The following is a 26,193-nucleotide window of genomic DNA, read 5'->3' as shown; positions in this document are numbered from 1 at the left end:
TCTTACTCTATCCCGTGGGCTAATGCAGATAGAACCGCAACTGGAAAAGACTGCCGGAGCTTGCGGGAATGCCCGCTGATCAAATGAAGCTCAAACCAGTTGCGCCAATGGAAATTTTTCGAGCGCGCATGATAGACGCTGAATGCCGGAATTGAAAGCCGATCCGGCCCAGATGCCGCGTTTTTCATCATGATAGCGACAAATGACCCTGTGATGACAGTGTTATTTCCCTCTGAAATCATCACAAAGATTAATGATATTGGCGAATTCTGGTTAAAAATGACCTGACGCAATATTTGATCCTGATCGGTTCCGCATAATGAAACGCGATATTCTGAGGGGCCGCTACCATGGACAAATTACTTGACCGCTTTTTCAACTACGTCTCTTTCGACACCCAGTCCAAAGCGAACGTAAAGCATGTGCCGAGCACCGACGGGCAGTTGAAGCTGGCGCGCGCGTTGCAGCAGGAAATGATCGCGCTCGGTTTCGAGCGGGTGTCGCTCAGCGAACACGGCTGCGTGATGGGCACTTGGCCGGGCAACGTCGCCTGGCCGGTGCCGGCGGTCGGCTTTATCGCCCATCTGGATACCTCGCCGGATTTCAGCGGCAAGCACGTTAATCCGCAGATCGTCGAGAACTATCGCGGCGGCGACATTGCGCTGGGCATCGGCGATGAGGTGTTGTCGCCGGTGATGTTCCCGATCCTGCATCAGATGCTGGGGCAGACGCTGATCACCACCGACGGCAAAACGCTGCTGGGTGCCGATGACAAGGCCGGCATTGCCGAGATCCTCACCGCCATGGCGCGCTTGCGCGCGCGCAAAATCCCGCACGGCGACATTCGCGTGGCCTTCACCCCGGATGAAGAGGTGGGCAAGGGGGCGCAGCTGTTCGACGTCGCGGCCTTCAATGCCGAATGGGCCTATACCGTGGACGGCGGCGGCGTCGGTGAGCTGGAGTGCGAAAACTTCAACGCCGCCTCGGTGACGATCAAAATCCTTGGCAACAGCGTGCACCCCGGCAGTGCCAAGGGCGTGATGGTCAACGCGCTGTCGCTGGCCACCCGCATTCATCAGGCGCTGCCGGCGGACGAAGCGCCGGAAACCACCGAAGGTTACCAGGGCTTTTATCACCTTAGCAGCATCAAGGGCAGCGTAGAGCGCGCAGAAATGCACTACATCCTGCGCGACTTCGAGCGCGAGGGGTTCGAGGCGCGCAAGCGCAAGATGGTGGACATCGCCCGCGAGGTCGGCAAAGGCCTGCCGCGCGATTGTTATATTGAAGTCAGCATCGAAGACAGTTATTACAACATGCGCGAACAGGTGGCGGAGCACCCGCACGTGATCGCGCTGGCGCAGCAGGCGATGCGCGATTGCGACATCGAACCGGTGATGAAACCGATCCGCGGCGGCACCGACGGCGCGCAGCTGTCGTTCCGCGGCCTGCCGTGCCCGAACCTGTTCACCGGCGGCTACAACTACCACGGCAAGCACGAGTTCGTGACGCTGGAGGGCATGGAGCAAGCGGTAGCGGTAATCATGCGCATCGCGGCGCTGGCCGCCGAGCGGGCGCGGTAAACACGCTTGCGATCGGCATAATCGCTTGCCGCAACAAGGTGTTGCTCATAGTGTGGAAGCCTATTCCCCACGCATAAGGACCACATGATGAGCACCGAATACCGCATCGCCAGCCCGCATTTGGCGCAGTTCGTTCAGGCGATTTGGCGCCAGGCCGGTAGCACGGCGCGTGAAGCCGAGCTGGTGGCCGACCATCTGGTGCAGGCCAATCTAGCCGGGCACGACTCGCACGGCGTCGGCATGATCCCCAGCTACATGGCGTCGTTGGCACAGGGGCAATTGCAGCTTAATCAACATGCCGAGGTGGTGCGCGACGCCGGCGCAGTGCTGACGCTCGACGGCGCACGCGGCTTCGGTCAGGTGGTGGCCAGCGAAGCGATGGCGCTGGGCATTGAACGCGCCGGCGAGCTGGGCCTGGCGGCGGTGGCGCTACACAACTCGCACCATATCGGCCGCATCGGCCATTGGGCGGAACAGTGCGCCCGCGCCGGTTTCATCTCGATTCACTTCGTCAACGTGGTGGGCGATCCGATGGTGGCGCCGTTTGGCGGCAGCGATCGCCGCTTCGGCACCAACCCGTTCTGCGCCATTTTCCCGCGGCCGGGCCGCACGCCGCTGCTGTTGGACTTCGCCACCAGCGGCATCGCTTTCGGCAAGACGCGGGTGGCCTATAACAAAGGGTTGTCGGTGGCGCCGGGCTATCTGATCGACGAACACGGTCAGCCGACCACCGAGCCGAAAGTGATGCACGAAGCGCCGTTCGGTTCGCTGCTGCCGTTCGGTTTGCACAAAGGCTACGCGCTGGCGGCGATGTGCGAAATCCTCGGCGGCGCGCTCTCCGGTGGTCGCACCACCCATGACGCTACGCTGAAAGCCGACAGCGACGCCATTTTCAACTGCATGACAACCCTGATCCTCGATCCTCAGGCTTTTGACGCCCCGCAAATGCAGGCCGAGGCCGAAGCGTTTATCGGCTGGGTCAAAGCTTCGCCGCCGAGCGGCGAACAGCCGATTGCGGTGCCGGGAGAGTGGGAGGAGGCCAACCGCGCGGCGCGGCTGGAGCAGGGCATTCCGATCGACGCCACGACCTGGCAGCAGATTTGCGCTGCGGCGGAGCAGGCCGGCATAACGGCGGGGGAGCTGGCGGATTATCGCGCGCAGGCGCGGCAGGCATAAAAAAAGCCACCCGAAGGGTGGCTTGTTCGCGTGACGGCAATCAGTCGTTAAAGTACCAATAGCCGTTGTTGACCAGCGCGGTCAGCAGCGCCAGGAATGACGGATCGTCCACCGCGTCGCCGAGCAGGGCGGCGTCGACGCTGAAGTGCTGGCACAGGGCGTCTGCGGCCTGTAGCTGGTCGGTGTCGATCAGCTCGCCGTTGACGAAGCAGCGATCGCCGATGCGCAGCACGCGCAACCCGCCCAGGCGCTGCAGGGCTTCACCCTGTTGCAGCAGTTCGTAGATTTCCCCGGCCTGATACGGTGGCTCCGGCGGCGCCAGATCCAGCTCGTGGCGCGACTGGGAGATAAACTCGCCGAACCAGTGCTGGAAGTGTTCCGGCTGTTGCACCAGATCCAGCATCATCTGCCGTAAGGCGTCCACTTCCTGCGGCAGGATCTCCGCCGGGTGTTCGCGCAGTGTAACGTCCGGATCGCCGTAGCGCTTGCTGCCCAGCTCGCGTGCCAGCACGTAGTCGGCGAAGCCGCTCACCAGCTCGCGGCCGTTCGGCGCGCGGAAGCCCACCGAGTAGTTGAGCGCGTTTTCCAGCGCGTAGCCTTCATGCGGGAAGCCCGGCGGAATGTAGAGAATGTCGCCCGGCTCCATCTCTTCGTCGATGATGGCGTCGAACGGCTCCACCTGCAGCAGATCCGGGTGCGGGCAGTGCTGTTTCAGCGGTGTTTTTTCCCCAACGCGCCAGCGACGGCGGCCGGTGCCCTGAATGATGAACACGTCGTACTGATCGAGGTGCGGGCCGACGCCGCCGCCCGGCACCGAGAAGGAGATCATCAGGTCATCCATCCGCCAGTCCGGCAGTTGGCGGAACGGGCGCATCAGCGCGGCGGAAGGCTCATGCCAGTGGTCCACCGCCTGCACCAGCAGCGACCAGTTGTTTTCGCTCAGGTGGTCGAAGCTCTCGAAGGGGCCGTGCGCAACCTGCCAACGGCCGTCCTGGTGGCTGACCAGACGGCTGTCCACTTCGTTTTCCATCGCCAGCCCGGCCAGCTCATCCGGGGAGATCGGATCGATAAAGTTTTTGAAGCCGCGCTTCAGAATCACCGGACGCTTTTGCCAATAACGTTGCAAAAAATCGTTCCAGTCCAGATCTAATTGATAATCCATGTTCTATTCCAGGATAGAGGAGTGAGCCTGAGTGCGATTATAACGGAAGTTTGGCCCCGTGGATCGGGGCCGCAGAGGCATAATTTACTCGTTGTGGTGGGTGTCGTGCTGGCGGGCGAAGGTAACCTGCATGCGCGCGCCGCCGAGCGGGCTGTCGCTGATGACGATTTCGCCGTCGTATTGTTCGATGATCTCCGCCGCCACCGACAGGCCAAGGCCCTGACCGGGCCGCAGAGTATCCACCCGCTGGCCGCGCTGGAAGATCAGCTGGCGCTTGCTTTCCGGGATGCCCGGGCCGTCATCGTCGATAACGATGGTGAGGTTTTTCTCGGAGTGCAGCGAGGTGATTTCCACGAACTCCAGGCAGTATTTGCAGGCGTTTTCCAACACGTTGCCCATCACTTCCATAAAGTCGTTCTTCTCGCCCATAAAGGTCACTTCCGGCGAGATGTCCAGCGTGATCACCACCCCTTTGCGCTGATAAACCTTGTTCAGCGCCACCACCAGGCTGTCGAGCAGTGCCGGCACCGAGTGGATCTCGCGCGTCAACACCGTCTGGCCGGAGTTGATGCTGGCCCGGTGCAGGTAGTAACCGATCTGCTGCGAGATGCGCCCGATCTGATCCAGCATGATCGGCTCGGCTTCTTCGATGGTGGTTTGCTTGCCGCTGCGCAGTGAACGCAGGGTGCTTTGCAGCACCGCCAGCGGCGTTTTCAGGCTGTGGGTCAGATCCGACAGGGTGGTGCGATATTTGGTGTAACGCTGGCGTTCGTTGCGCACCAGAATGTTCAGATTGCGCACCAGCCCGCGCAGCTCGCTGGGCGGATTCTCATCCAGCTGATCGCGCTCGCCGTTCTCCAGCTCGCCCACCTGATTGACCAGCGCCTTGATCGGCCGCAGGCTCCAATAGGCCGCCAGCCACAGCAGCGGCACCACCAGCAGCAGGTTGGCCAGCAGCACATAGCTGAACCACTCCCACACCACGTCGGAGCGCTGCAGCTCTTGCGGAATACTGTCGACCACCACGATGGTCAGCGCCGGCAGCCGCGCCGTTGCGGCATAGGTGTTGACCGCCACCGAGTGGGTCAGCGCGTTCTGATCGGTATCATCATAATTCTTCAGCTGATCCTGCGCTTTGGGGTTATCCCCCAGCACTTCGCTACTGATGCGGGTATCGGTGTCAATTTCGTAGAAGCCGGACTCCTCCAGCCACTCTTTGTTGATCAGCTTCTCCAGCTCCGGCACCTTACGCTGGCTCCACAGCAGGTTGCCTTTATCGTCGTAGATAAACACCAGCGTGGGGAAGTTGAGATCGATGTCGGGGGGAATGGCGATGGTGAGTTTGTTGTCTTTCCACTGCGCCAGGCTGAAGAACAGGTTGCTTTCGCCGCGCAGCAGGCGGAAGGCGGTTTTATCGAAGCTGACGATATAGCCGACGACCGCCACCAAACCGTAAGAGAGCGACAGCGCCAGGATCACCCCGGCGGTCGCCATCAGGAAACGGGCGCGTAGCGAAAACGGTTTTTTATTCTTGTTGAACATCATGTTCACTTCGCGTCAAAACGATAGCCCTGGCCACGTACCGTGGTGATCACTTCATGCGGGTATTCCGCCTGCACCTTCTTGCGCAAGCGGCCCATCAGCACGTCGATGGTGTGGCTCTCGCGTAGTTCGGCGTCAGGGTAGAGCTGCAGCATCAACGAATCCTTGCTCACCACCTTGCCGGCGTTGCGGATCAGGGTCTCGATGATGGTGTATTCAAAAGCGGTCAGCTTGATTTGCTGATCGTTGACGCTCAGTTCGCGGCGCGACAGATCGATCTGGAACGGCGGCAGCACGATCACCTGTGAGGCCAGGCCGCTGTTGCGGCGCATCAGCGCCTGCATGCGGGCGATCACTTCTTCCAGGTGGAACGGCTTGGTGACATAGTCGTCGGCGCCGGCTTCCAGCACCGCCACTTTGTCCTGCCAGCTTTCGCGGGCGGTCAGCACCAGGATCGGCAGCTTGGTCTGGTGCGCGCGCCAGCGGCGGATCAGGCTCAGGCCATCTTCACCCGGCAGGCCGAGATCGACGATGGCGATATCCGGCGCATGCTCCTGCAGGAAATAATCGGCTTCTTTGGCGTCTTCCGCCGCGTCAACCTGGTGACCCATCTCGCGCATCTGAACGGAAAGGTGGTGGCGCAGCAAACCATTATCTTCAACAACCAGTACTCGCATGGCGAACTCCTGAGACTATGCGGGTGAACATCCTGTCACCCACGCGATAAAAAGGAACACGCTCTGCGGCGTGTCAGGGGATAGCGCGCGGTCACCTGAACCATTTTGGCAAAAAGTGCTGAGGCTATGGTAGGTATAACCCGCCCGGCCCGCAAGAGAGCCGAAGCAATGTATTAAAATAAGCGCTATCAATTTGTTCGCCGCCATTATCGACAAGTTCTGATAAACGTCGGATAAACAGCGGCGGGGCAACGTTAAACGCAACTTAAACACGTCGGGCATTATCGACAGGAGAAAGTATGAACCGGCGCGCTTGAAAAGCTTTAAAGGTACTAATAAGGTATTATTAATGTGTCGGCACACTTTTCAGGAGCGAAGGATGAAGCAGTTAACCCAGGCAGAACGCGTAGCGGGCGCACTTTACGGACAGATGCTGGGCGACGCGCTCGGCATGCCTTCCGAGCTGTGGCCGCGCGAGCGGGTTAAGCGCCACTTCGGCTGGATAGACGGCTTTCTCGATGGGCCGGCGGAGAACTCGGCCGCCTGTTACTTCAAGGCCGGGCAATATACCGACGATACCGCGATGGCGTTGGCGCTGGCCGATGCGCTGCTGGAAGCGGAAGGTGAGGTCGTGCCGGCGCTGATCGCCCGCAACGTAATCCGCTGGGTAGACAGTTTTGACGCCTTCAATAAGAACATTCTCGGCCCCAGTTCCAAACTGGCGTTGAGCGAGCAGAAAGCGGGAACACCGATCGCCGAGTTGGAAAACAACGGCGTCACCAACGGCGCGGCGATGCGCATTTCGCCGTTGGGCTGCGTGCTGCCGTCCGCACCGCTGGAGGATTTCTGCCGGCAGGTGTGGCTGGCCTCCAGCCCGACGCACAAATCCGACATCGCCGTCGCCGGTGCGGTGGCGATCGCCTGGGCGGTTGCGCGGGCGGTAGAGGGCGCGGATTGGGCCTCGATTCGCCAGGCGTTGCCGGACGTAGCGGAATATGCCCAGCGCCGCGAAGAAACGACCTTCAGCCCCTCGCTGGCGGCACGCATTGAGCTGGCGTTTCAGGTGGTGGATGAGGCAGGCGATCCCGAGCAGGCCTCCGAGCGGGTGTATCAGCTGATCGGCGCCGGGGTGAGCACCATCGAGTCGGTGCCGGCGGCGCTGGCGATGGTGCAGCTGGCGCACACCGATCCTACCCGTTGCGCCGTGCTGTGCGCCAACCTGGGCGGCGATACCGACACCATTGGCGCGATGGCCACGGCGATTTGCGGCGCGCTGCACGGCGCTGAAGCGATGGACCCTGCGCTGCTGGCCGAGTTGCGGCGGGTGAACCCGCTGGACGTCGAGGCTTATGCCCAGGCGTTGGTGCGTTTTCGCCGTCGGCGGCAGGGTGAAGCGTCAACGGGTTAACTTTCGCTGGTAAACTCGTACATGTCGCTGCGGCAGAAGCTCTCGCTGTATTCGATCGGCTTTTTATGGTGGTCGAACAACGTCTGGCGCACGATCAGCAGCGGCATCGGTTCTGACAACAGCAGCGCCTGACGGGTCTCGTCGTCGGCCATCGCCGCGCTGACCTGGCTGCGCAGCGATCCCATCCCCACGTTATTGCGCCGGAAGTAGTCGTACAGCGAGATGCCGATCTCGTCGACGTTGGCAATCGCCGCCGTCACCACGTAGGACACCGCCACCGACATCGGCCGTCGATCGATAAAGTGAATGCGTTTGAGTTGGTAGATCGGCGTTCCGGCCGCCAGTTGGAGCTTTTCCGCCAGTTCGACGCTGGCCGGAACCCGTTCGCGGCTGATCCATTGCGTATCCGGCCGGCGCCCCTGCGATATCACCTCGCCCGAGAATCCTTTGACGTCCGCCAACGAATAGCACAGCTTCGGCTCGGGCCGCTGCGGTTGAATAAAGGTGCCGTAACCGCGCGAACGGCCGATGATGCCGTCCTGCTCCAGACAAGCCAGCGCTTTGCGCACCGTGATGCGCGAGATGCCGAGCTGTTCGGTGAACAGGCGCTCGCTGGGCAGGAAGTCCCCCGCGTTCAGCAATCCTTGCTCGATGGCCTGGCGCACCGAGGCGTTGAAGCGCAGATACAGCGGCATCGCGCCCGCGCTGGCCAGATCTCGCTGCAGTTTGTCCAGCAGGCGCTGGTTGGTCTCCTTGCTCATAGCCGTCCTGTAGCCTCAATGCGATGGCTTATTTAAGGGGATTTCGCCGGGCAGCGCAACCGCCGCCGCCGAGGGTGTGAAATGAGGTAGAGTAGAGTGCCATCGCCCCGAGTTCGGAGAAACAGATTGCCCATGAGCGACAACCCATCCTACATGCACGACGCGGCGATCCTAGCCGCTTTCGCGCAGCAGCGTCAGCAGGGCCTGACCCGGCGTTCGGCGCTGCATCAGGCCCTGCTGCAACTGATCGCCGCCGGGGAGCTGGCCTGGCGAACCCAGTTGCCGCCGAGCCGCGCGCTGGCGGCCCGGCTGGCGGTGGCGCGCGATACGGTGGAGCAGACCTACGCGCGGCTGGAGGCGGAGGGCTACATCAGCCGGTCGGTGGGGCGCGGCAGCTTTGTTCGCTACCGTTGCGACACGCTGCTCGGCCGTGAACTGTTGGCGACGGCGGCGGGGCAAGAGGCGCAGCTGGCGGAGCGCGAGCTGAGCGATCGCGGCCGGGCGCTGCTGGCGGTCAGCCATACGCCGCATACCAACCGTCAGGCGTCGCTGACGCCTTCGCTGGCGGATCTGCGGGCGTTTCCCATCGACGCGTGGCTGCAGTGGGAAAAGCAGGCGCTGCGGCGGCACGGCGAGAGGCTGTTGGGCTATGCCGATCCGCAGGGGCTGCCGGAGCTGCGCGCGGAGATCGCGCTCTATTTGCAGCGGGAGCGGGGCGTCAAGGCGACGGCGGAGCAGGTGATTGTGGTAACCAGCTCGCAGCAGGCGCTGGCGCTGTGCACCCAGGTGCTGTTCGATCCCGGCGATGCGGTGTTCGTCGAAGAACCGGGCTACCAGGGGGCGAAAAAGCTGGTGCAGTCGGCGGGTCTGCAGGCGCGGCCGATCGGCATCGATGAGAAGGGGCTGGATGTCGGGCAATTGACGCGCGCGCCAGGTGGCGGGCGAGGCGTTTACATCACGCCGTCCCATCACTATCCGCTGGGGTATTCGCTGAGCCTCGAGCGGCGTCTGGCGTTGTTGCAGTGGGCGCAGCACCGGCGGGCCTGGATCATCGAAGACGATTACGACGCCGAGTTCAACTACGACCGACAAACCAAGGCGGCGCTGCAGGGGCTGGACAACGGTGGGCGCACGCTGTACATCGGCACCTTCAGCAAGACGTTGTTTCCGGGGCTGCGCATCGGTTTCATGATCGCGCCGCCGCAGCTGGTGCGCCCGCTGGTCGCCGCCAGGCAGTTTCAGGACGGCTACACGTCGGCGCTGGCGCAGATGACGCTATTCCACTTTCTGCATGAGGGCGGTTACGCCGAGCATCTGCGCAATATGCGCACGCTTTACAAGGCGCGGCTGGATGTGCTGTACGACGCGGTGCAACGCCATCTCGCGGCCTGGACGCGCCCGGCGCTGCCGCAGGGCGGCCTGCAGCTGGTTTGCCCGTTGGCGGATGCGGCGACGGAGCGACGGCTGGTGGCGGCCGCTGCCGAACGGGGAATGCGGCTGTACGGCCTGGCGGACTTTTACACCGGTGCGCCGCAGCGCGGGGCGCTGGTGCTCGGTTTCTCGGCCTATACGCCGGATGAGATCGTGCGCTTTATCGCCGCGCTGGCGCAGGTGTTCAACGCGCTGCCGGTGGAAAGCGACGGCTAGCATTGGTCTGCTCTTTGTTTTGAATTGGTCCGTATTGCGCCGCCGTCGCGCGGTGTATTCTGCCGCTATCCGATTGTTTCCCTAATGGAAATAATATCTTAACCCCGTGAGGCGCTATGAATCCATCAAACCCTGAAGTGACTATCCGCAGAATCAATGGCGATGACAAAGCGCAATGGCTGGCGCTGTGGCAGGGCTATCTCGACTTTTACCGCGCCGACGTGGCGCCGCAGGTGACCGATCGCACCTTTGAACGTCTGGGGCAGGATGAACAGGTGTTCGGGCTGGTGGCGGAGGATGCCGAAGGCCGGCTGTTGGGGCTGATGAATCTGGTGTTCCACCCGTCCACCTGGAGCGCGGTCGGCTATTGTTATATCGAAGATCTCTATGTGTCGCCGCAGGCGCGCGGCCATAAGGTGTCGGAAAAACTGTTCGAGCAGGCGTATCGGCTGGCGGAGGCGCGCGGCAGCGATCGGGTGTATTGGATGACCCAGGAGTACAACGCGCCGGCGCGCTCGCTGTACGACAAAATCGGCAGAAGAAGCTCGTTTATCGTGTATACCCGTTAACCGCAGGAGGCGTGTATGGCAATGAATCGTTATGGTCAGCCGGTTGGCGAACCGATGCCGGATTGGCAACCGGCTCGCCGCCCGGGCGGCGCGACGCTCGGCGGGCGTTTCTGCTCGCTGGCGCCGCTCGAGCCGCAGCGGGATTACGCCGCGCTGTTTGAGGCGTTTCAGCTGGCGCCGGACGGCCGCGACTGGACCTATCTGTCTATCGAACGGCCCGACACGCCGGCGGCGATGCTGCAGCATCTGGAGACGCTGCAGGCCAACCCGACGCTGGTCAATCTGACGGTGTTCGACGCCGCCAGCGACGCGCCGGTGGGGACGGTGGCGCTGATGCGCATCGACGAGGCCAACGGCGTGCTGGAGATTGGCCACGTCAGCTGGTCGCCGTTGATGAAACAACGCTCCAGCGCCACCGAGGCCATCGCGCTGCTGCTGCGCTACGCCTTCGACACGCTGGGCTACCGCCGCTGCGAGTGGAAGTGCGACAGCCACAACGCGCCGTCCCGCCAGGCCGCGCTGCGCTTCGGCTTCCGTTATGAGGGCAATTTCCGTTTTGCGGTGATCGTCAAAGGGCGCAGCCGGGATACCGACTGGTTCGCCATCACCGCTGACCGTTGGCCGGCGGTGCGGCAGGCGCTGGCGCGTTGGCTGAGCGCGGACAACTTCGATGCGCAGGGGCGGCAGATCGCCCGGTTGCAGGTGCTGCGCGGCGAATAATAAGCAAAAAGGCGGCCCGCGGGCCGCCTTTTTATCGGGCTGAAGCGCTTACTTCAGCTCGTCGACCATGGTGGTGGCGCGGCCGATGTAGTTGGCCGGGGTCATCGCCTTCAGACGGGTTTTCTCTTCTTCCGGCAGCGCCAGGCCGTCGATGAACGCCTGCATGCCGGCGGCGTCCACGCGCTTGCCGCGGGTCAGCTCTTTCAGCTTCTCGTAAGGCTTCTCGATGCCGTAGCGGCGCATCACGGTCTGGATCGGCTCGGCCAGCACTTCCCAGTTGTGATCCAGTTCGTCCAGCAGGTGCGCCTGGTTCACTTCCAGCTTGCTGATGCCCTTCAGGGTGGACTGATAGGCGATCAGCGCATAGCCCAGGCCCACGCCCAGGTTACGCAGCACGGTGGAGTCGGTCAGGTCGCGCTGCCAGCGGGAAACCGGCAGTTTGCCCGCCAGATGGCCCAGCACGGCGTTGGCCAGGCCCAGGTTGCCTTCGGAGTTTTCGAAGTCGATCGGGTTGACCTTGTGCGGCATGGTGGAGGAACCGATTTCGCCGGCGATGGTCTTCTGCTTGAAGTGGTTCAGGGCGATGTAGCCCCAGATGTCGCGGTCGAAGTCGATCAGGATGGTGTTGAAACGCGCCACGCAGTCGAACAGTTCGGCGATGTAGTCATGCGGCTCGATCTGAGTGGTGTACGGGTTCCAGGTGATGCCGAGCGAGGTGACGAACGCCTCGCTGAACTGGTGCCAGTCCACTTCCGGGTAAGCGACGATGTGGGCGTTGTAGTTGCCGACCGCGCCGTTGATTTTACCCATGATCTCCACGCGCTCCAGCTGGCGGTACTGGCGCTCCATGCGGTAAGCCACGTTGGCGAACTCTTTGCCGACGGTCGACGGGGTCGCCGGTTGGCCGTGGGTGCGCGATAGCAGCGGGATATCGCGATATTCCAGCGCCAGCCCTTTCAGCGCGTCGATGATTTTGCGCCAGTAAGGCAGCACCACGTCCTGACGGGCGCTTTGCAGCATCAGCGCATGCGACAGGTTGTTGATGTCTTCGGAGGTGCAGGCGAAGTGGATGAACTCGGACACCGCGTGCAGCGCAGGCACCGCCGCCACTTTTTCCTTCAGGAAATACTCGACCGCTTTCACGTCGTGGTTGGTGGTGCGCTCGATGGTTTTGATGCGCTGAGCGTCTTCTTCGTTGAATTCCGCGACGATTTTGTCGAGGAAAGCGTTTGCGTCGGCGTCAAAAGCGGGAACTTCCTTGATTTCTGCGCAGGCCGCCAGTTTTTGCAGCCAACGTACTTCAACCTGTACGCGGAATTTCAGCAGACCGTATTCGCTGAAAATGGGGCGCAGTGCGCTGACTTTATCACCGTAGCGTCCATCAACGGGGGAAACGGCGGTCAGTGAGGATAATTCCATCGGTAGCAACTCCTGGGATCGATTAACAATGAGCAACGATATTTTGCGCCTGCTTGAACAGACGATTACGGGAAAACATTAATTGCAGGCGGCTGCCGCCGACCTGTTGCCACAGCACGGCGGCGCGAATGCCGGCCAGCAGTGCGGCGCGAACCTTGGCCTGCACCTGCGGGTTCTGCAGGATGGCCGGTGAGCCGGTCACCTGGATGCGCGGCCCGAGCGGGCTGACCACGTCGACGTAAATGCCAGCCAGCGCGCTGATGATGGTGTCCGACTCCAGATCGAAGTGCGCCAGCTGGCGCTCGAGCTGGCCGAGGCGTTCGCCGAGCGTGTTCATCGCCTGTTTGTTGGCGTTGAGCTTGCGCTCCAGCACCATCAGGCTGATGGTATAGCGGGTCAGTTCCGCGCCCGGCCCTTTGTTGTTGGCGTTAAGCACGCCCATCAGGGTTTCGAGGCCGACCATCAAATTGCGCTCCTCGCCGCCGAACACCGCCAGCGTGGAGGGCGGGTCCATCTGCAGCAGGCTTTTCAGCGAGGTCTGAAACGCTTCGCGGTTGCATTGCCCTTCATGGGCCAGCTGCTGAACCAAGCGCGCCGCCTGGCTAATGCCCGCCATGGCCAGCGTGATGTCATAATAATTCTTCGCCACGATTACTCCTGTAAACGCTGTGAACGGTACATGGCTTACTGCATAAGGTTGTGTGTATCGCCAGGGTAACGGCGGCGGCCGCGAACGGGAACGATCGGGCGTGGCTGTAACAACGATGACAACGAATGCCGCGGATCATGCCATAAAATCGAGGGTAAACCCAGCGTCTAATACGCCTGCGATGAGGCGGATGCGCCATGCGGCGCAGAACTGCGCAAATAGGTGGCGAAAATGGCCGGGGCGGCGGCGCGAACTTATTGTTGCGGCGGCAAATAAAGTGCGGCGGCTGCATCTATACTGCCAACGTGAACCCTCAAATAAAGACCTTTATATGCACGTGAAAAACAAGCAGCCGCTGCCGGCGGTGACGCTGGCGGCTATCGGCGTGGTGTATGGCGATATCGGCACCAGCCCGTTGTATACCCTGCGCGAATGCCTGGCGGCAGAGGAGGGCATCACCATGACGCCGGCCTCGATCTACGGTTTTTTGTCGCTGATTTTCTGGCTGCTGACGCTGGTGGTGTCGATTAAATACATCTGTTTCGTGATGCGCGCCGACAACGACGGCGAAGGGGGCATTCTGACGCTGATGTCGCTGGCGATCCGCAAGCTGGATGCGCGCTGGGTACCGGCAGCGGTGCTGATCGGGCTGGTGGGCGGCAGCTTCTTTTACGGCGATGGGGTCATCACCCCGGCCATTTCGGTGCTCTCGGCCATCGAAGGGCTGCAGATTATCGCCCCCGAGCTGGACAGCTTCATCGTGCCGCTGTCGCTGCTGGTGTTGACCGCGCTGTTCGCGATCCAAAAGCACGGCACCGGCAGCGTCGGCAAACTGTTCGCCCCGGCGATGGTCATCTGGTTCCTGACGCTGGCGCTGCTGGGCATCGGCGGCATTCTGCAGCACCCCGGCGTGCTGCGGGCGCTGAACCCTTACTGGGCGGTGAATTTCTTCCTCGAGTACAAGGCGGTGTCGTTCTTCGCGCTGGGCATGGTGGTGCTGTCGGTCACCGGCGCCGAAGCGCTGTACGCCGACATGGGCCACTTCGGCAAAAAACCGATCCGCCTGGCGTGGTTTACGCTGGTGGCGCCGGCGCTGGTGCTTAACTATTTCGGCCAGGGGGCGCTGCTGCTGGCCAACCCGGCGGCGATCAACAACCCGTTCTTCCTGCTGGCGCCGACCTGGGCGCTGATCCCGCTGTTGGTGATCGCCACGCTGGCGACGGTGATCGCCTCGCAGGCGGTGATCTCCGGCGTCTTCTCGCTGACGCGCCAGGCGGTGCGGCTGGGCTATCTGCCGCCGATGCGCATCATCTATACCTCCGATCAGGAGTCCGGGCAGATCTACATCCCGGTGGTGAACTGGCTGCTGTTCGCGGCGGTGTTGATCGTGATTATCAGCTTCAAACACTCCAGCAACCTGGCCTCGGCTTACGGCATCGTGGTGACCGGCACCATGCTGCTGTCGTCGATTCTGCTGAGCATCGTGGCGGTGAAAAACTGGGGCTGGCCGCGCTATCTGGGCGGGTTGATGCTGCTGGTCATGCTGTGCATCGACGTGCCGCTGTTCGGCGCCAACCTGATCAAGCTGGCGACCGGCGGCTGGCTGCCGGTGGCGCTGGGGTTGACCATTCTGCTGATCATGCTGACCTGGAAGACCGAGCGTTCGCGCCTGATCCGCCGGCTGCGCGACAATCAGGAGGGGTTGACCGCGCTGATCGAATCGCTGGAGAAGGCGCCGCCGAAACGGGTGCCGGGCACCGCCGTATTTATGGAGCGCACGCCGCATGCGGTGCCGCTGGTGCTGTTGCATAACCTGAAGCACAACAAGGTGCTGCATGAGCGCGTGGTGCTGCTGACCATCGTCACCACCGACATGCCGTACGTACACAACGTGCAGCGGGTGACGATCGAACAGCTGTCGGCGAGCTTCTGGCGGGTGGTGGCGAGCTACGGCTGGCGCGAGACGCCCAACGTAACGGACATTCTTTACCGCTGCGGGCTGGAAGGGATGAGTTTCACCATGAACGAGACCTCGTTCTTCATGTCGCGCGATACGCTGGTGCTGGGCAAACGGCCCTGGTATCTGCGCATTCGCGGCAAGGTGTTCCAGCTGTTGCAGCGCAACGCGCTGCGGGCGCCGGATCTGTTCGAAATCCCGCCGAACCGGGTGATCGAACTGGGGGCGCAGGTGGAATTTTGAATAAAAAAAACGCTGCGATAACGCAGCGTTTTTCGTTGCCGGCCAATTACGCCAGGCGCTGTTCGATGATGCCGCCACCGAGGCAGATTTCGCCCTGATAGAACACCGCCGATTGGCCCGGAGTGACGGCGGAAACCGGCTCGTCGAAACGCACTTCGATGCGTTCATCGTCGAGCGGGGTCACGGTGCAAGGGATGTCCTGCTGGCGATAGCGGGTCTTCACCGTGCAGCGGAACGGGCCGCTCAGCGGCAGACGATCCACCCAGTGCAGCTGTTGCGCGATAAGGCCGGTGGACATCAGGCGCGGATGATCGTGCCCCTGCGCGACCACCAGCACGTTGTTGGCCACGTCTTTATCCACTACGTACCACGGGTCTTCGCTGCTGTCTTTCAGACCGCCGATGCCCAGCCCTTTGCGCTGGCCCAGGGTGTGATACATCAGGCCCTGGTGTTCGCCGACGGTCTGGCCGTCGACGCTGACGATCGGGCCCGGCTGCGCCGGCAGGTAGCGGCCGAGGAAGTCACGGAACTTGCGCTCGCCGATAAAGCAGATGCCGGTGGAGTCTTTCTTCTTGGCGGTGACCAGCTCCAACTGCTCGGCGATGCGGCGCACCTCCGGCTTCTCCAGCTCGCCGACCGGGAACAGGCTTTGCGCTACCTGCTCGTGGCTCAGGGTGTAGAGGAAGTAGCTCTGGTCTTTGTTGCCGTCGACGCCGCGCAGCAGGCGGCTTTTACCGTCCACGTCCTGGCGGCGCACGTAGTGACCGGTGGCGATGAAATCGGCCCCCAGATCTTCGGCGGCGAACTCCAGGAAGGCTTTGAATTTGATCTCTTTATTGCACAGGATGTCCGGGTTCGGCGTGCGGCCGGCCTTGTACTCTTCCAGGAACAGCTCAAACACGTTGTCCCAGTATTCCGCCGCAAAGTTCACCGTGTGCAGTTCGATGCCCAACTTGTCGCAGACCGCTTGCGCATCGGCCAGATCGGTCGCGGCGGAGCAGTACTCTTCGTCGTCGTCCTCTTCCCAGTTCTTCATGAACAGCCCAGCGACCTGATAGCCCTGTTGCTGTAACAGATAGGCGGTAACGGAAGAGTCGACGCCGCCGGACATACCGACGATTACTTTTTTCTGGCTGTTGTCTGACATGGGGATCTCACGAACTTGAACACGAACCGTGCTGATAAAAACAAGCGCAGGATTTTACCACGTTGGCCGCGCCGGCGCACTGTTCATCTTGTGCTGCCCGGCGCGCTTAATGCGGCCAGGCGAAGCTGCCGACCAGCGACAGCGGGTAGCGCTCCGGCTGCTGGAAGCTGCGAATGCTCTCCGCCACCAGAGCGGAGCGCAGGTTGGGCGCCTGCAAAATCTCTTCGGCGCTCAGCCACAGGCAGCGATCGATGTCGCTGTCGTGCGGCTCGGTCGGCAGCGGTTGTTCCAGCTCGATAACGAAGCAAAAACGCAGAAACGGCGTGCGATCGGGCGCGATCCACTGGTGCAGACGCAGGAACGCCTGCGGCGCGGCGCGGATGCCGGTCTCTTCCCACAGCTCGCGCTCGGCGGCCTGCACCAGCGTCTCGTCGGCCTCCAGGTGGCCGGCCGGCTGATTCCACAGCGCTTTGCCGTTGATGGTTTCTTCGACAATTAAAAATTTGCCGGCGGCGTGCACCACGCAGGCGACGGTGACGTGCGGTTTGAACATGCGGTCTCCTTACAGCGGTTTGTCGATGTGCCGGTAGATCTCGTCCAGCTCGGCGATGCGGGTGCGGTAACTTTGCAGCAGGCAGGCGGTGTCACCGCCGCACCGCTGGCGCTTGGTCAGCCAGGCCTGCTGGCTGTCCTGCATCGCGCCGCGCGCGCCCATGGCGAACAACCCGCGCAGGAACTGGTATTTGGTGGCCATTTGCACGTCCAGATCGTTCAGCGTGCGGTTGGCGCAGATGGCGCGCTCATCGCCGCCGGCCGCCTTGGCGCAGTCGAAGCTGGCGGCCTGGGCGGCGAGCGGGGCTGCCAGAGCGGCGAGCAGCAGCGCGATCGGAGTGTGTTTCATAACGCCTCCATCAACTGTCGGTCTACAGGGAATCGATGGTTTTCCATTCACCGGGCAGCAGTGAACCCAACGAAAGATTACCCATACTGTAGCGAATCAGGCGCAGGGTAGGGAACCCGATATGCGCCGTCATGCGACGCACCTGACGGTTTCGCCCTTCGAACAGAGTGATTTTCAACCAGCTGGTGGGGATGGATTTGCGTTCGCGGATCGGCGGGTTGCGCGGCCACAGCCACTGCGGCTCGGCGACCAACTCCACCCCGGCCGGCAGCGTGGGCCCGTCTTTCAGCGTGACGCCGCTGCGCAGCGGCGCCAAATCGCTCTCCTGCGGCGCGCCCTCGACCTGCACATAGTAGATTTTGCCGGTGCGCTTGCCCGGCTGGGTGAGCTGCGCCTGCAGCTGGCCGTCGTTGGTCAGCACCAGCAGCCCCTCGCTGTCGCGATCCAGGCGCCCGGCGGCATAAACGTCGGGGAAGGGGATGTATTCTTTCAACGTGGCGCGGCCGGCTTCGTCGGTGAACTGCGGCAGCACATCGAAGGGCTTGTTGAATAACACAATTCGACGCGGCCCCTTCGGCGCGGCAGGTTTGGCGGTATTCGGCTTGCTGAATCGTTTAACTTTGTGATTTCTAACAGAGAATTTTTTCATAACAGTTGAGATTACGGATGATAAGCGCATTATAACCGAATCCGTTTCGGATTGGCGCGGACCGAATATTCAAGTAGTATCTACACGCATCTTACAAAGCATTAACAAAAATTGCGCTTGAAGGAGAGGTTGATGGAAAGCAAAGTAGTTGTTCCGGCAGAAGGTAAAAAAATCACGGTTGACGCCCAGGGTAAACTGGTTGTTCCTCATAACCCGATCATCCCGTTCATCGAAGGCGACGGCATCGGCGTTGACGTGACTCCTGCCATGATCCACGTGGTTGATGCGGCCGTTAAAAAGGCTTACCACGGCGAACGTAAAATCTCCTGGATGGAAATCTACACCGGCGAAAAATCTACCCACGTTTACGGTAAAGACGTGTGGCTGCCGGACGAAACTCTGGACCTGATCCGCGACTACCGCGTCGCCATCAAAGGCCCCCTGACCACCCCGGTCGGCGGCGGCATCCGTTCTCTGAACGTGGCCCTGCGCCAGCAGCTGGACCTGTACGTGTGCCTGCGCCCGGTGCGTTACTATCAGGGCACCCCAAGCCCGGTGAAACAGCCTGAGCTGACCGACATGGTGATCTTCCGCGAAAACGCCGAAGACATCTACGCCGGCATCGAGTGGAAAGCCGGTTCCGCCGAAGCGGACAAAGTGATCAAATTCCTGCGCGACGAAATGGGCGTGAAGAAAATCCGCTTCCCAGAGCAGTGCGGTATCGGCGTGAAGCCATGCTCCGAAGAAGGGACCAAGCGTCTGGTGCGTGCGGCGATCGAATACGCCATCACCAACGACCGCGACTCCGTGACCCTGGTTCACAAAGGCAACATCATGAAGTTCACCGAAGGTGCCTTCAAGGATTGGGGCTATGAGCTGGCGCGCGAAGAGTTCGGCGGCGAGCTGATCGACGGTGGCCCATGGCTGAAGATCAAGAACCCGAACACCGGCAAAGAGATCGTGGTTAAAGACGTGATCGCCGACGCCTTCCTGCAGCAGATCCTGCTGCGCCCGGCGGAGTACGACGTGATTGCCTGTATGAACCTGAACGGTGACTACATCTCCGACGCCCTGGCGGCCCAGGTAGGCGGCATCGGTATCGCACCGGGCGCCAACATCGGCTCCGACTGCGCGCTGTTCGAAGCGACTCACGGTACCGCGCCGAAGTACGCCGGCCAGGACAAAGTGAACCCAGGCTCCATCATCCTGTCCGCAGAGATGATGCTGCGTCACATGGGTTGGTTCGAAGCAGCTGACCTGATTGTTAAGGGAATGGAAGGCGCCATCGCCGCCAAGACCGTGACTTATGACTTCGAACGCCTGATGGAAGGCGCTAAGCTGCTGAAATGTTCAGAGTTTGGCGACGCTATCGTTAAGCACATGTAAGGGTGTTTGGCGTTTGAATGAGAGCGGGAGCCTTAGGGCTCCCGTTTTTTTATTGTTTAAATATGAGCGAGGTATTGGGCAGGCTCACTGAGCGGCGTTAGCCGATTCACGCACCACCAGCACCGGGCAATTGGCGTGGCGGACAACGGCGGTGGCATTGGAACCGAGGAGATAAGTGATCGCAGAAGGGCGGTTGGAACCCATCACGATAATCTCCGCGTTAAGCGCATCAGCAAGTTCCAGGATCTGATCTTTAGGATCGCCGACGGCAACATGCGTGGTCACTCTATCTTCAGGCACGCTGAATTGTTTTGCCGCTTTTGCCAGCCCCTCGGTCGCTAGCGCAATGGTTTCATCTTTGGTTTCTATCGCTGCCGTGGCGGCAAAGCCGAAAGCGGCGTAGGTGGCGCGCGACGGGATCACTGCCAGGAAATGGACGTGGGAGTCTTCGAGCTTAGCGAGCGCGTTGACATGTGGGATGACCTGCTGCGTTAATTCCGGCTCGGTAATGTCCACGGGAACCAAGATAGTTTTGTACATACTCCCTCCTTATCGTTTTCAAATAACTCCACTTTTTGGATTATAGCCGCTTGACGCAGAGAAAGGGGAGATCCAGGTGGCAGAACTAAAGAAATTGGCCGCCAACAGGGAAAGTATGCGGAAATCGCTGTCTTGGCTAGAGGAGGAAAGTTGGGTATGTCAATTCAGGCGAAAAACTGAGGTGTCCAAACCTAACATTCAACAGGTTATGAGTAAAGTAAGAACGTCAATGTTAATAGCGTTTTTTTGATAAACTAATTATAAATAAAATGGTTAACTATCTTTGATGTTACTCTAATGCTGCGCCGCCTAAAGGCTGAAATAAGTGAACTAATTGAGAAGGTGCTATCGCCACTAAGACCGTGATTTACGCCTTTAAATGCCTGATAAAATGATCTGACTTATTGAAGTACTAATGGTTTTCAGCTACTGTCGTTAAACAGTGAAGCATATATAATAATGTTGAGTAATTGAGAGTAAAGGGAGCTTTTTGCTCCCGTTAGCATGTTAGATGTATTTATTGCACTAAAATAATAAGAAACGTATAAGGTTATAGTTCAATTGTCTTTGGTCTTTAATGCGTTCTCTTCTAAAAGTAGTTTTCTTATGTGTTTGTGATATTCCTTTCCTATTTTAGACAAAGATAAATATTTTGCTGTGTCTTTTATGGCATGTTTTTTCTTTGATGGTTCTATTAACTCTAGGGAAGACAAGTCAGCGATTATTTCACTGAATTGATTGTCGGGGATAGGATAGTCGACACCTTCTAAATCAGCATTGTTAGAAACGCCAAATGCCATAGAATACCTTGTGTCTTTTTCAGAATACTCATCGATTAAATATGGAGCTATTGATCTAAATATAGAAAAAAGGGTGGTGTTATAATCTTTGGCTTCATCCCATGATGTATAGTCATCCTTTCTGACAGATAGTTCCACATTATTGTTCTTCAATGTAAAATGTATTTTTTCAAAAACATCCTTATGTCCCGAGCCTTCTTTTTTCAACCTTTCATTCTCTTTTCTAAGTTCATTTAGTTCGGATAATATTTCATCTGATGCGACACGATCTGCTCTGACCCATCCAATCGCAGGAAATGTGGTAATTGTCCTATTTAAGCTGACAGATACTTGACCAGGTATATCATCAATTTTGCTCCAGAATTTAACTAATCTTCCTGAACATACTTTTTTCCTAAATACGTCTAGCTTTTTAGATATAGCCTGGTTTGTCTCTGTTTTATTTTTTGATAAAGCACCAATGTCATTATGGACAATAGCGATTACTTTAATTCCTTGGCTGATAGCATAGTCGTATTCCATTTCAGTATAACTTGTACCGGTATCAGGAGAAATGCTCCCATACTTTCCAGCAATAATTATTAGATAGTAATCACTATCATCAATAACTTTTTTTATAAACTCGAACTGTTCTTGATCAACTGCTGGGAAGTGCTCCATTCCTGCAGGTATGCAATCCATCTCCATTAGTGTTTGAGTGACTCTTTGTCGCTCCTCAATTAAATCTTTATACGTTGAGCTTACAAATACCTGATATCTTTTGTTCATTTCTTGCCTGATTAGTATAAAGTGTATTATGTGGGTATAATATATCATATTTACAACAAAGGCGTGAGTTCTGTTGCGGTTTTTAATCTGGGTGCATCGATTTTAAATGGTCAGTGGCTTATTAATAATGGATGTAATTTAATAGGTGTCTTATGATTGAAAAGCTTATAGTCACCCTTGAGTGTTGGCGATTTTAAGAGAGTGAATAGCTCTGAATAAATTGTTGCTCACCGCCAATACCTACGGTTCACGAGGCGCTTAAAAGCATTACATTGGATTTGTCCTGAGGCGGCCAGATCAGACTCTGGGACTAGGATACCACAGTGTCTTGCAGCGGGATCTTTTAGTAAAAAATTTAGGTGTTCACGTGACCTCCACCAGCCTGTGCGGCTGGTGGATTTAGATTTAAGTCTTTATTGTCCGTCTTAGTTTTAAGCAAGATACTCCTTTGTATTCGCATTGGCCAAATATTTGGTAACCCAGATATTGAGCTATTTTAACGGAAGGCCGATTGTTTTCGCCGATAAGGCAAACTGTTTGAACGGGTGATAACGTGCTGTCAATCCATTGATGCGCTGCGGTAGCCGCTTCTTGTGCGTCTCCCTGACCTTGGGCCTTCCGGGCAATAATCCATGCGGCTTCAGGGCTCCCATCGAAGTCATTGCCCAGACCCCGATGAAAATCCGCCAACCCGGTCTCGCCCAGGAACTGTCCGTCCACTTTGCGAAATATGGCGAACAGCCCATAGCCGAAAACCGACCAGTGGCCAATATAGCGCAGTAGTCTATTCCAACCATCTTCAGGTGAAAGATTGGGGGCGCTGATAAATTTGAACAGTTCCTTATCTGTAAACATGGAATACCAGGCATCGAAATCGGCCAGGTTGTGAGGACGCAATATCAACCGTTCGGTTTCGATGTGCACGGCAGGGAGTAAAGGCATAACGGTTCCTTTTCTGCGTTGCAGCGTATCGTAATGTTACCCTGAGAGAACGAGCGATAATTTCCCGTCTTGGCGCGCAGATGACAAGGTTACGGCTAAGGGGCGGGCAAGCTCTTTGTCGCAAATCACTTTATCATTGTGTTTAACGCGCCGGCTACTTGTTTGGTATTACCGATACATCATCGCGCTCACGCGCTCGCTTCGGTCTTTAAAACCGTTGCTGCGCATCGTTACCACATAGTAGCGATAGTGATGTTTCTGCGCGTATTCGCGCACCAGTTCTTCGGCGAACAGGCCGCTGAAGGTGACGGTGGTGACGAACGTCAGCCCTTTCACTTCGTAGGTGCTGATCTCTTGCGGAGCGCCGATATACGGCGGCGGGGACACGGTTTTGTGATACTGGCAGCCCGCCAGCAGCAGGGTAAACAGCAGGGGGATAACGGATGTTGACGGTAATCTCATCGGGAAATACTTTCCTTTCTTGGCGTGTGTTTTAGTCACTCTATAGGTGTTTTTTATCCCAGCGCGTTAATACAGCCTGACATCCACCGCCTGCTGTTGCAGCCAGGTGCTGACGTAGCCGTAAGCGGCATAGAAGGCCAGCAGCGCGAAGAGCAGCACGGAAAGCGAGGCCAGAAACTTGACGTCGCCGTGCTTCGACAGCTGATAGGCGCAATAAATAAAGGCCAACAGGCACAGCAGGGTGAAGGCGATGGCCAACGTGGCGTAGAGAATAAGCATAACGAAACCCGTTCTTCCTTGTGAGCCGGGCAAGGATACCACAGACGAAAAAAAGGGCCCAAACGGGCCCCTGCCTGATACGGCGCGAGAGCGTTACTCCGCCGCGTCGGGATGGTTTTTGCCTTCCTCGATGAATTCTTCGTCGATCTCTTCGATGTTCTCCTCGCTGTCGCGGCCGGACAGGATGTTCCAGCAGGCGATGAACAGCGCGGCGATCAAGGGGCCGATAACGAAGCCGTTGATACCGTAGACCTCCATGCCGCCCAGGGTGGAGATCAGGATCAGGTAGTCCGGCATTTTGGTGTCTTTGCCCACCAGCAGCGGGCGCAGGATGTTGTCCACCAGGCCGATCACCACCACGAAGAACACCACCAGGAAAATGGCTTTCCACAGCATGCCGGTGGCGAAGAAGTAGATCACCGCCGGCACCCAGATGATGGCGGAGCCCACCGCCGGGATGATCGACAGGAACGCCATCAGCGCGCCCCACAGCAGGCTGCCGTCGATGCCGGTAAAGTAAAACGCCAGCCCGCCGAGCGCGCCTTGCACCACGGCGACCACCACCGTGCCCTTGACGGTGGCGCGGGAGACGGCGGCGAACTTGACGAACAGGTGGTGCTTCACGTGCTGGGAGAGCGGCAGCGCTTCGAGCGCCAGGTTCACCAGATAGGGGCCGTCTTTCAGCAGGAAGAACAGCAGGTAGAGCATCACGCCGAAGCCGACGACGAAGTTGAAGGTGCCCTTGCCGATCAGGAACACGCTGCCCGCCAGGTATTGCCCGCCCTTGAGCGCCACGTCAGAAAGCTGCTTTTGGATCTCGGCGGCGCTGTTGAGGTTATGCTCCGCCAGGAAGCGCTGCGCCCAGCCGGGCAGGTGGCGCATAAAGTCCGCCAGCATGGTCGGCAACTGGCTGTTGTTGGTCTGCAGCTTGGTGTAGATCACGTTGAATTCCATCGCCAGCGACGAGGCGATGATCGCCAGCGGCGTGAACACGATCAGGCAGATCAGCGCCACCGTCAGCAGCGACACCACGCCGTTGCGTTCGCCGACGTACTGCTTCAGCTTCTTTTTCACCGGGTGGAAAATCACCGCCAGAATAATCGCCCACAGCACCGAGGAGTAGTAGGGCCCCAGCACGTCGAGAAAGGCGGCGGTGACGATAAACAGGATCAGAATAAAGAATCCTTTGGAAATGCCTTTAGACATCATAGTCGTCCCTCAAAAGATGAATTTTCAGCATAGATGATCTGAATGAAAACAACACTATCATCACCTTTACTTAACCGGTAGGGGATTTTTAGTGGCGTATTCCATAGGGGTATTAAGGGCAAGGCGGGCACCGCAGGGTGAACAGGTGGCAGCGCGAGAAAAGAAAGAGGGCTAAATAATTAAAAAAATTTATGAATTGTGTTTCATTTTGTGAGCCGAGCTTGTCGCCTGCGCCAGGCTTTCCTAGTGTTGATGAGGGCGGCCGTTCGCCCGAGACCACGAAGGAGTATGCAAATGACTGAACACAAAAGACTTGCCGTTATCGAAAAGGCACTGCTGATCGTTTTCGCCGGCGTGCTGATTTACCTTGCCGCGACCGGTGCCTTGTCATTATCGGGTCTGGACCATCACTGGCCTTATCCTTCGCGCTGAGCGTGATTGATCTCACCACGCAGACCCGATAACGATAACTAGCGGCTGTACCCTACGACACTGGACTCACAGAATAAATCACCCGTCATTCGCCTCGTTCTTTGGCGCGCAGGGCGGTGACGCTCTCGCCACCGACGCCCCAGTTGTCGGTTGCCACCTCGTCAATCACCACGAAAGTGGTGTGGCGCGGTTTATTCAGCACCCGCTCCAGCAGCGCGGTGGATCCCTCGATCAGCATGCGCTTTTGCGCGGCGCTGACCCCTTCGTCGGTCACTTTAATGTTGACGTATGGCATGACGTTTCTCCCCGTTTTACCAGACGCCGGCGGTTGCGCCGCCGTCAACCGCGAGCACCGTGCCGGTGACGAAATTAGCGTCGGTCAGATACAGCACCGCATCGACGATGTCCTGCGGCTGGCCGACGCGGCCGGTTGGCGCCAGTTGCCGCATCTGCGCCAGACTCTGTTCATCATTTTGATGCATCGGCGTGGCGATGATGCCGGGCGCCACGGCGTTGACCATCACGTTGTGCGGCGCCAGCTCCAACGCCAGCTCGCGCACGGCGTGGTTAAGGCCGCCCTTGATCAGCACCGGCAGCAAGGCGGGCACTTTGCTGTTGGGCTGCATGGCGATCGACGCGGTGATGGCGACGATGTGGCCGGCGCTGCGTTGCTGCATATGCCGGGCGGCGGCCTGCGCCGGGTAGAAGAAGCCTTTCAGATTGGTTGCCACCATCGCGTCGACCTCCTCCGGCGTATAGTCGGCGATCGGCTTGGCGATAAATATGCCGGCGTTATTGATAAGAATATCCACCTGGCCAAAAGCTTGTATTGCCAGACTGAACAACCGTTCGGTGGTTTCCGGCAGCGCGATGTCTCCCGGCACCAGCAGCAGATTGGCCGGGCGGCCGAGTTTGTCCGCCGCCGCCTGCAGCCGTTCAAGCGAACGGGCGTTTGCGACAACCTGATAGCCGCGCGCCAGGTAGGCTTGCGCGATGGCGAATCCCAAGCCGCTTGATGCGCCCGTGACAATGACCGTTTTTACTTTGCTCATTTTCTCTCCTCGACAGGATAGTGATTGACCGTATGTGAACGGTAATCCATACCTGTTGGTTGAAAAATGAGGGGGAAAGAACTTTAATTTATACCTCATGTAATGAATTGGCAGAA

28 protein-coding genes are annotated in these 26,193 nt (G+C 58.8%); 9 read left to right on the top strand and 19 right to left on the bottom strand.

Features of this window, described 5'->3' with window-relative positions; translation table 11 throughout:
- Positions 1-2: 2 nt before the first annotated feature.
- The gene (locus ACRAWE_RS09520; protein ID WP_139285533.1) at positions 3-293 is read right to left on the bottom strand and encodes a hypothetical protein; all 291 of its coding nucleotides are present in this window, start codon (positions 291-293) and stop codon (positions 3-5) included.
- A gap of 57 nt (positions 294-350) precedes the next feature.
- Here ACRAWE_RS09520 and pepT point away from each other — a divergent pair, with 57 nt between their 5' ends.
- Positions 351-1,580 (top strand): peptidase T, encoded by a 1,230-nt coding sequence (gene pepT, locus ACRAWE_RS09515; protein ID WP_019454794.1) that lies wholly within the window; start codon positions 351-353, stop codon positions 1,578-1,580.
- Between the two features lie 87 nt (positions 1,581-1,667).
- Positions 1,668-2,756, top strand: a complete 1,089-nt coding sequence (locus tag ACRAWE_RS09510; protein ID WP_432525578.1) for a malate/lactate/ureidoglycolate dehydrogenase — start codon at positions 1,668-1,670, stop codon at positions 2,754-2,756.
- Between the two features lie 40 nt (positions 2,757-2,796).
- Here the strand turns inward: ACRAWE_RS09510 and ACRAWE_RS09505 are convergent, their stop codons facing one another.
- From ACRAWE_RS09505 to phoP, 3 genes are all read right to left on the bottom strand, one after another.
- Positions 2,797-3,918: a JmjC domain-containing protein gene (locus tag ACRAWE_RS09505; protein ID WP_432525277.1), complete on the bottom strand. Its 1,122-nt coding sequence runs from the start codon at positions 3,916-3,918 to the stop codon at positions 2,797-2,799.
- A gap of 84 nt (positions 3,919-4,002) precedes the next feature.
- On the bottom strand, positions 4,003-5,460 hold the full coding sequence (gene phoQ, locus ACRAWE_RS09500) for a two-component system sensor histidine kinase PhoQ (RefSeq protein WP_025160271.1): 1,458 nt from the start codon (positions 5,458-5,460) through the stop codon (positions 4,003-4,005).
- A 5-nt stretch (positions 5,461-5,465) separates the two neighbouring features.
- Positions 5,466-6,137, bottom strand: coding sequence for a two-component system response regulator PhoP (gene phoP / locus ACRAWE_RS09495; protein ID WP_004941169.1), 672 nt, complete (start codon positions 6,135-6,137; stop codon positions 5,466-5,468).
- A 379-nt stretch (positions 6,138-6,516) separates the two neighbouring features.
- Between phoP and ACRAWE_RS09490 the strand changes: the two genes are divergently transcribed.
- Positions 6,517-7,545 (top strand): ADP-ribosylglycohydrolase family protein, encoded by a 1,029-nt coding sequence (locus ACRAWE_RS09490; protein WP_063919252.1) that lies wholly within the window; start codon positions 6,517-6,519, stop codon positions 7,543-7,545.
- On the opposite strand, the gene ACRAWE_RS09485 is transcribed toward ACRAWE_RS09490, so the two are convergent.
- Complete coding sequence (locus ACRAWE_RS09485; protein ID WP_063919253.1) at positions 7,542-8,306, bottom strand: GntR family transcriptional regulator; 765 nt, start codon at positions 8,304-8,306, stop codon at positions 7,542-7,544. The two genes, ACRAWE_RS09490 and ACRAWE_RS09485, sit on opposite strands and share 4 nt — an antisense overlap.
- Before the next feature lie 132 nt (positions 8,307-8,438).
- Between ACRAWE_RS09485 and ACRAWE_RS09480 the strand changes: the two genes are divergently transcribed.
- The 3 genes from ACRAWE_RS09480 to ACRAWE_RS09470 all read left to right on the top strand — a co-directional run bounded on the left by ACRAWE_RS09480 (position 8,439) and on the right by ACRAWE_RS09470 (position 11,242).
- Positions 8,439-9,953, top strand: a complete 1,515-nt coding sequence (locus ACRAWE_RS09480; protein ID WP_432525276.1) for a PLP-dependent aminotransferase family protein — start codon at positions 8,439-8,441, stop codon at positions 9,951-9,953.
- Between the two features lie 116 nt (positions 9,954-10,069).
- On the top strand, positions 10,070-10,522 hold the full coding sequence (locus tag ACRAWE_RS09475; RefSeq protein ID WP_154747009.1) for a GNAT family N-acetyltransferase: 453 nt from the start codon (positions 10,070-10,072) through the stop codon (positions 10,520-10,522).
- Positions 10,523-10,537: 15 nt separating this feature from the next.
- Positions 10,538-11,242 (top strand): GNAT family N-acetyltransferase, encoded by a 705-nt coding sequence (locus ACRAWE_RS09470; protein WP_063919256.1) that lies wholly within the window; start codon positions 10,538-10,540, stop codon positions 11,240-11,242.
- A gap of 48 nt (positions 11,243-11,290) precedes the next feature.
- Here the strand turns inward: ACRAWE_RS09470 and purB are convergent, their stop codons facing one another.
- Together purB and hflD are read right to left on the bottom strand one after the other, a co-directional pair.
- Entirely contained in the window at positions 11,291-12,661 is a 1,371-nt protein-coding gene (purB, locus tag ACRAWE_RS09465; protein ID WP_019454805.1) for an adenylosuccinate lyase, read from the bottom strand.
- 22 nt (positions 12,662-12,683) lie between these two features.
- The gene (gene hflD / locus ACRAWE_RS09460; protein WP_198636509.1) at positions 12,684-13,310 is read right to left on the bottom strand and encodes a high frequency lysogenization protein HflD; all 627 of its coding nucleotides are present in this window, start codon (positions 13,308-13,310) and stop codon (positions 12,684-12,686) included.
- Between the two features lie 331 nt (positions 13,311-13,641).
- On the opposite strand from hflD, the gene kup reads away from it, so the two are divergent.
- Positions 13,642-15,510, top strand: a complete 1,869-nt coding sequence (gene kup, locus ACRAWE_RS09455) for a low affinity potassium transporter Kup (protein WP_432525275.1) — start codon at positions 13,642-13,644, stop codon at positions 15,508-15,510.
- Between the two features lie 46 nt (positions 15,511-15,556).
- Here the strand turns inward: kup and mnmA are convergent, their stop codons facing one another.
- The 4 genes from mnmA to rluE form a co-directional block, all read right to left on the bottom strand.
- On the bottom strand, positions 15,557-16,657 hold the full coding sequence (mnmA, locus tag ACRAWE_RS09450) for a tRNA 2-thiouridine(34) synthase MnmA (RefSeq protein WP_019454808.1): 1,101 nt from the start codon (positions 16,655-16,657) through the stop codon (positions 15,557-15,559).
- A 106-nt stretch (positions 16,658-16,763) separates the two neighbouring features.
- A complete protein-coding gene (locus tag ACRAWE_RS09445; protein WP_019454809.1) occupies positions 16,764-17,210 on the bottom strand; it encodes an NUDIX hydrolase in 447 nt (148 codons plus the stop codon).
- A 9-nt stretch (positions 17,211-17,219) separates the two neighbouring features.
- Positions 17,220-17,558 (bottom strand): lysozyme inhibitor LprI family protein, encoded by a 339-nt coding sequence (locus ACRAWE_RS09440; protein WP_019454810.1) that lies wholly within the window; start codon positions 17,556-17,558, stop codon positions 17,220-17,222.
- Between the two features lie 22 nt (positions 17,559-17,580).
- Entirely contained in the window at positions 17,581-18,207 is a 627-nt protein-coding gene (rluE, locus tag ACRAWE_RS09435; RefSeq protein ID WP_432525274.1) for a 23S rRNA pseudouridine(2457) synthase RluE, read from the bottom strand.
- Between the two features lie 132 nt (positions 18,208-18,339).
- Here rluE and icd point away from each other — a divergent pair, with 132 nt between their 5' ends.
- Complete coding sequence (gene icd, locus ACRAWE_RS09430) at positions 18,340-19,593, top strand: NADP-dependent isocitrate dehydrogenase (protein WP_015377612.1); 1,254 nt, start codon at positions 18,340-18,342, stop codon at positions 19,591-19,593.
- Positions 19,594-19,677: 84 nt separating this feature from the next.
- Here icd and uspF read toward each other — a convergent pair whose 3' ends face one another.
- The 6 genes from uspF to ACRAWE_RS09400 all read right to left on the bottom strand — a co-directional run bounded on the left by uspF (position 19,678) and on the right by ACRAWE_RS09400 (position 24,593).
- Positions 19,678-20,133: a universal stress protein UspF gene (uspF, locus tag ACRAWE_RS09425; RefSeq protein WP_063919260.1), complete on the bottom strand. Its 456-nt coding sequence runs from the start codon at positions 20,131-20,133 to the stop codon at positions 19,678-19,680.
- Between the two features lie 557 nt (positions 20,134-20,690).
- Complete coding sequence (locus ACRAWE_RS09420; RefSeq protein ID WP_432525273.1) at positions 20,691-21,701, bottom strand: DUF4062 domain-containing protein; 1,011 nt, start codon at positions 21,699-21,701, stop codon at positions 20,691-20,693.
- Between the two features lie 405 nt (positions 21,702-22,106).
- Positions 22,107-22,643 carry a GNAT family N-acetyltransferase gene (locus ACRAWE_RS09415; protein WP_432525272.1) on the bottom strand — a complete coding sequence of 179 codons (537 nt, stop codon included), beginning with the start codon at positions 22,641-22,643 and terminating at the stop codon, positions 22,107-22,109.
- A gap of 168 nt (positions 22,644-22,811) precedes the next feature.
- Positions 22,812-23,105, bottom strand: coding sequence for a hypothetical protein (locus ACRAWE_RS09410; RefSeq protein ID WP_432525271.1), 294 nt, complete (start codon positions 23,103-23,105; stop codon positions 22,812-22,814).
- Positions 23,106-23,171: 66 nt separating this feature from the next.
- Positions 23,172-23,384, bottom strand: a complete 213-nt coding sequence (locus tag ACRAWE_RS09405) for a hypothetical protein (RefSeq protein WP_432525270.1) — start codon at positions 23,382-23,384, stop codon at positions 23,172-23,174.
- A 93-nt stretch (positions 23,385-23,477) separates the two neighbouring features.
- Entirely contained in the window at positions 23,478-24,593 is a 1,116-nt protein-coding gene (locus tag ACRAWE_RS09400; protein ID WP_432525269.1) for an AI-2E family transporter, read from the bottom strand.
- Positions 24,594-24,887: 294 nt separating this feature from the next.
- Between ACRAWE_RS09400 and ACRAWE_RS09395 the strand changes: the two genes are divergently transcribed.
- Positions 24,888-25,025 carry a hypothetical protein gene (locus ACRAWE_RS09395; protein ID WP_019454820.1) on the top strand — a complete coding sequence of 46 codons (138 nt, stop codon included), beginning with the start codon at positions 24,888-24,890 and terminating at the stop codon, positions 25,023-25,025.
- A gap of 85 nt (positions 25,026-25,110) precedes the next feature.
- Here ACRAWE_RS09395 and ACRAWE_RS09390 read toward each other — a convergent pair whose 3' ends face one another.
- A complete protein-coding gene (locus ACRAWE_RS09390) occupies positions 25,111-25,320 on the bottom strand; it encodes a tautomerase family protein (protein WP_063919266.1) in 210 nt (69 codons plus the stop codon).
- 16 nt (positions 25,321-25,336) lie between these two features.
- A complete protein-coding gene (locus tag ACRAWE_RS09385; protein WP_154747025.1) occupies positions 25,337-26,077 on the bottom strand; it encodes an SDR family NAD(P)-dependent oxidoreductase in 741 nt (246 codons plus the stop codon).
- Between the last annotated feature and the right edge of the window lie 116 nt (positions 26,078-26,193).

This window comes from Serratia sp. BFP-2025 (assembly GCF_050880365.1).
In the GTDB taxonomy this organism is placed as follows: domain Bacteria; phylum Pseudomonadota; class Gammaproteobacteria; order Enterobacterales; family Enterobacteriaceae; genus Serratia; species Serratia surfactantfaciens.
The sequence above is the reverse complement of the archived record's forward strand: the minus strand, read 5'-3'. Positions and strand labels throughout refer to the sequence as shown.

What these genes read in the sequence shown, in the direction of transcription:
- ACRAWE_RS09395 (WP_019454820.1), top strand. Translation starts at nt 24,888, where the DNA reads ATGACTGAACACAAAAGACTTGCCGTTATCGAAAAGGCACTGCTGATC.
- mnmA (WP_019454808.1), bottom strand. Translation starts at nt 16,657, where the DNA reads ATGTCAGACAACAGCCAGAAAAAAGTAATCGTCGGTATGTCCGGCGGC.
- ACRAWE_RS09445 (WP_019454809.1), bottom strand. Translation starts at nt 17,210, where the DNA reads ATGTTCAAACCGCACGTCACCGTCGCCTGCGTGGTGCACGCCGCCGGC.
- ACRAWE_RS09410 (WP_432525271.1), bottom strand. Translation starts at nt 23,105, where the DNA reads ATGAGATTACCGTCAACATCCGTTATCCCCCTGCTGTTTACCCTGCTG.
- ACRAWE_RS09475 (WP_154747009.1), top strand. Translation starts at nt 10,070, where the DNA reads ATGAATCCATCAAACCCTGAAGTGACTATCCGCAGAATCAATGGCGAT.
- ACRAWE_RS09485 (WP_063919253.1), bottom strand. Translation starts at nt 8,306, where the DNA reads ATGAGCAAGGAGACCAACCAGCGCCTGCTGGACAAACTGCAGCGAGAT.
- ACRAWE_RS09405 (WP_432525270.1), bottom strand. Translation starts at nt 23,384, where the DNA reads ATGCTTATTCTCTACGCCACGTTGGCCATCGCCTTCACCCTGCTGTGC.
- ACRAWE_RS09480 (WP_432525276.1), top strand. Translation starts at nt 8,439, where the DNA reads ATGAGCGACAACCCATCCTACATGCACGACGCGGCGATCCTAGCCGCT.
- kup (WP_432525275.1), top strand. Translation starts at nt 13,642, where the DNA reads ATGCACGTGAAAAACAAGCAGCCGCTGCCGGCGGTGACGCTGGCGGCT.
- ACRAWE_RS09470 (WP_063919256.1), top strand. Translation starts at nt 10,538, where the DNA reads ATGGCAATGAATCGTTATGGTCAGCCGGTTGGCGAACCGATGCCGGAT.
- icd (WP_015377612.1), top strand. Translation starts at nt 18,340, where the DNA reads ATGGAAAGCAAAGTAGTTGTTCCGGCAGAAGGTAAAAAAATCACGGTT.
- ACRAWE_RS09415 (WP_432525272.1), bottom strand. Translation starts at nt 22,643, where the DNA reads ATGCCTTTACTCCCTGCCGTGCACATCGAAACCGAACGGTTGATATTG.
- ACRAWE_RS09385 (WP_154747025.1), bottom strand. Translation starts at nt 26,077, where the DNA reads ATGAGCAAAGTAAAAACGGTCATTGTCACGGGCGCATCAAGCGGCTTG.
- uspF (WP_063919260.1), bottom strand. Translation starts at nt 20,133, where the DNA reads ATGTACAAAACTATCTTGGTTCCCGTGGACATTACCGAGCCGGAATTA.
- purB (WP_019454805.1), bottom strand. Translation starts at nt 12,661, where the DNA reads ATGGAATTATCCTCACTGACCGCCGTTTCCCCCGTTGATGGACGCTAC.
- phoP (WP_004941169.1), bottom strand. Translation starts at nt 6,137, where the DNA reads ATGCGAGTACTGGTTGTTGAAGATAATGGTTTGCTGCGCCACCACCTT.
- ACRAWE_RS09420 (WP_432525273.1), bottom strand. Translation starts at nt 21,701, where the DNA reads ATGAACAAAAGATATCAGGTATTTGTAAGCTCAACGTATAAAGATTTA.
- ACRAWE_RS09390 (WP_063919266.1), bottom strand. Translation starts at nt 25,320, where the DNA reads ATGCCATACGTCAACATTAAAGTGACCGACGAAGGGGTCAGCGCCGCG.
- ACRAWE_RS09440 (WP_019454810.1), bottom strand. Translation starts at nt 17,558, where the DNA reads ATGAAACACACTCCGATCGCGCTGCTGCTCGCCGCTCTGGCAGCCCCG.
- rluE (WP_432525274.1), bottom strand. Translation starts at nt 18,207, where the DNA reads ATGAAAAAATTCTCTGTTAGAAATCACAAAGTTAAACGATTCAGCAAG.
- ACRAWE_RS09400 (WP_432525269.1), bottom strand. Translation starts at nt 24,593, where the DNA reads ATGATGTCTAAAGGCATTTCCAAAGGATTCTTTATTCTGATCCTGTTT.
- ACRAWE_RS09505 (WP_432525277.1), bottom strand. Translation starts at nt 3,918, where the DNA reads ATGGATTATCAATTAGATCTGGACTGGAACGATTTTTTGCAACGTTAT.
- ACRAWE_RS09510 (WP_432525578.1), top strand. Translation starts at nt 1,668, where the DNA reads ATGAGCACCGAATACCGCATCGCCAGCCCGCATTTGGCGCAGTTCGTT.
- ACRAWE_RS09490 (WP_063919252.1), top strand. Translation starts at nt 6,517, where the DNA reads ATGAAGCAGTTAACCCAGGCAGAACGCGTAGCGGGCGCACTTTACGGA.
- pepT (WP_019454794.1), top strand. Translation starts at nt 351, where the DNA reads ATGGACAAATTACTTGACCGCTTTTTCAACTACGTCTCTTTCGACACC.
- phoQ (WP_025160271.1), bottom strand. Translation starts at nt 5,460, where the DNA reads ATGTTCAACAAGAATAAAAAACCGTTTTCGCTACGCGCCCGTTTCCTG.